This window comes from Chromobacterium vaccinii (assembly GCF_000971335.1).
In the GTDB taxonomy this organism is placed as follows: Bacteria; Pseudomonadota; Gammaproteobacteria; order Burkholderiales; family Chromobacteriaceae; genus Chromobacterium; species Chromobacterium vaccinii.
The window spans coordinates 1-2,174 of record NZ_JZJL01000114.1 but is presented as its reverse complement, the minus strand read 5'-3'; the positions used below and the strand labels follow the sequence as shown (position 1 = coordinate 2,174).

Below are 2,174 nucleotides of genomic sequence, written 5' to 3'. Positions count from 1 at the left end.
GCAAGTCCTTGCCGGACTGAATGGTGCCGGCAGCGTTCTCCAGTGCGCCGGCAGTCAGCTTCACCTGGCCATCGCTGCCCACCACGCCGTCGTTGCGCAGCAGACTGCTGGCGGTGAGATCGACGCCCTGGCCGCCGATCAGGCTGCCCTTGCTGTTGTCGAACGTCTTCAGTTGGCTGGTGAGTTGCTGCTGGGCATAGATCTCACCCGCCTGGTTGCTGAGCGAGTCGGCGTTCAACTTCAAACTCTGGCCGGCGATGTGGCCGCCATCGTTGATCAAGCTGGATTGTTTCGACAGGTCGAGATGGCTGGCCGCTTGCAGCGTGCCCTTGGCATTGTCTATCGCCGCCGCGTTGACAGTCAGGTCGGCGTTGCCGGCCAGTTTGCCCTGGTTGTGCAGCTCGCCGCTGACGTCAACAGTGCTGGCGGCGTTCTTGCCCAACGCCAGGATCTGGCCCTTGTCGGCGTTGGTCAGGGACGCGGCAGTCAGTTGCAGGTCCTTGCCGGACTGGATGGTCCCGGCGACGTTCTCCAGCGTGCCGGCCGTCAGCTTCACCTGGCCGTCGCTGCCGACCACACCGTCGTTGTGCAGCAAGGTACTGACTGTAAGATCGACACCCTGGCCGCCGATCAGGCTGCCCTGGCTGTTGTCTAGGGTCTTCAGTTGGCTGCTCAGTTGGCCTTGGGCATATAGTTCACCACCCTTATTGCTGAACGAGTCGGCGTTCAACTTCAAACTCTGGCCGGCGATGTGGCCGCCATCGTTGATCAAGCTGGATTGTTTCGACAGGTCGAGATGGCTGGCCGCTTGCAGCGTGCCCTTGGCATTGTCTATCGCCGCCGCGTTGACAGTCAGGTCGGCGTTGCCGGCCAGTTTGCCCTGGTTGTGCAGCTCGCCGCTGACATCCACCTTGCTCGCCGCGTCTTTGCCGAGGGCCAGGATTTGGCCTTTGTCGGCGTTGGTGAGGCTGCTTGCCGTCAGCTGCAGATCCTTGCCAGATTGGATGGTGCCAGCAGCGTTCTCCAGTGCGCCGGCAGTCAGCTTCACCTGGCCATCGCTGCCCACCACGCCGTCGTTGCGCAGCAGACTGCTGACGGTGAGGTCGACGCCCTGGCCGCCGATCAGGCTACCCTTGCTGTTGTCTAGGGTCTTCAGTTGGCTGCTCAGTTGGCCTTGAGCATACAGTTCACCGCCCTTGTTGCTGAGCGAGTCGGCGTTCAGCGTCAGACTCTGGCCGGCGATATGGCCGCCATCGTTGGTGAGCGTGCTTTGCTTGCTCAACTCCAGATGGCTGGCCGCCTGCAAGGTACCCTTGGCGTTGTCGATGCTGGCTGCGTTAACGGTCAGGTCGGCATTGCCGGCGACCTTGCCCTGGTTATGCAGCTCGCCGCTGACGTCAACCTTGCTCGCCGCATTCTTGCCCAACGCCAGGATCTGACCCTTGTCGGCATTGCTCAGGCCCGATGCGCTCAGTTGCAGATCCTTGCCCGATTGAATCGTGCCGGCGGCCCGTATTTCCCCGTTCCCGTGATGCCTTGGCATTGGCCAGGCGGGATCCAGCCGTTTGGAACCCCATCGGGCACCGCACTACCATCGTCCGGCCCATGCCGACTTGGCCCATGCACGCTTAGCGCAACTGGTCCGAAACGGTCAGATCGATACCCTGCCCGCCGATCAGGCTGCCTTTGCTGTTGTCGAGCGTCTTCAACTGGCTGATCAGCTGCTGCTGGGCATAGATCTCACCCGCCTGGTTGCTGAGCGAGCCGGCGTTCAACTTCAAACTCTGGCCAACGATGTGGCCGCCGTCGTTGGTCAATGTAGCCTGCTTGCTCAACTCCAGATGGCTGGCCGCCTGCAACGTGCCCTTGGCGTTGTCTATCGTCGCCGCATTGACGGTCAGGTCGGCGTTGCCAGCCAGCTTGCCCTGGTTATGCAGCTCGCCGCTGACATCAACGGTGCTGGCGGCGTTCTTGCCCAACGCCAGGATCTGGCCCTTGTCGGCGTTGCTGAGACTGTTAGCGGTAAGTTGCAGATCCTTGCCCGACTGAATCGTGCCGGCGGCGTTCTCCAGCGTGCCGGCCGTCAGCTTCACCTGGCCGTCGCTGCCGACCACGCCGTCGTTGTGCAGTTGATCGGAGACCGTGAAATCGACGCCCTGGCCGCCAATCAGGCT

At 62.3% G+C, this 2,174-nt stretch carries 2 protein-coding genes; both read right to left on the bottom strand.

From position 1 onward, the window contains the following. Positions 1–1,543 (bottom strand): hypothetical protein (locus VL52_RS22805; protein WP_046159192.1); only part of this gene is annotated, 1,543 nt, incomplete at its 3' end. Positions 1,544–1,628: 85 nt separating this feature from the next. Continuing rightward, positions 1,629–2,174 (bottom strand): hypothetical protein (locus VL52_RS22800; protein WP_046159191.1); only part of this gene is annotated, 546 nt, incomplete at its 5' end.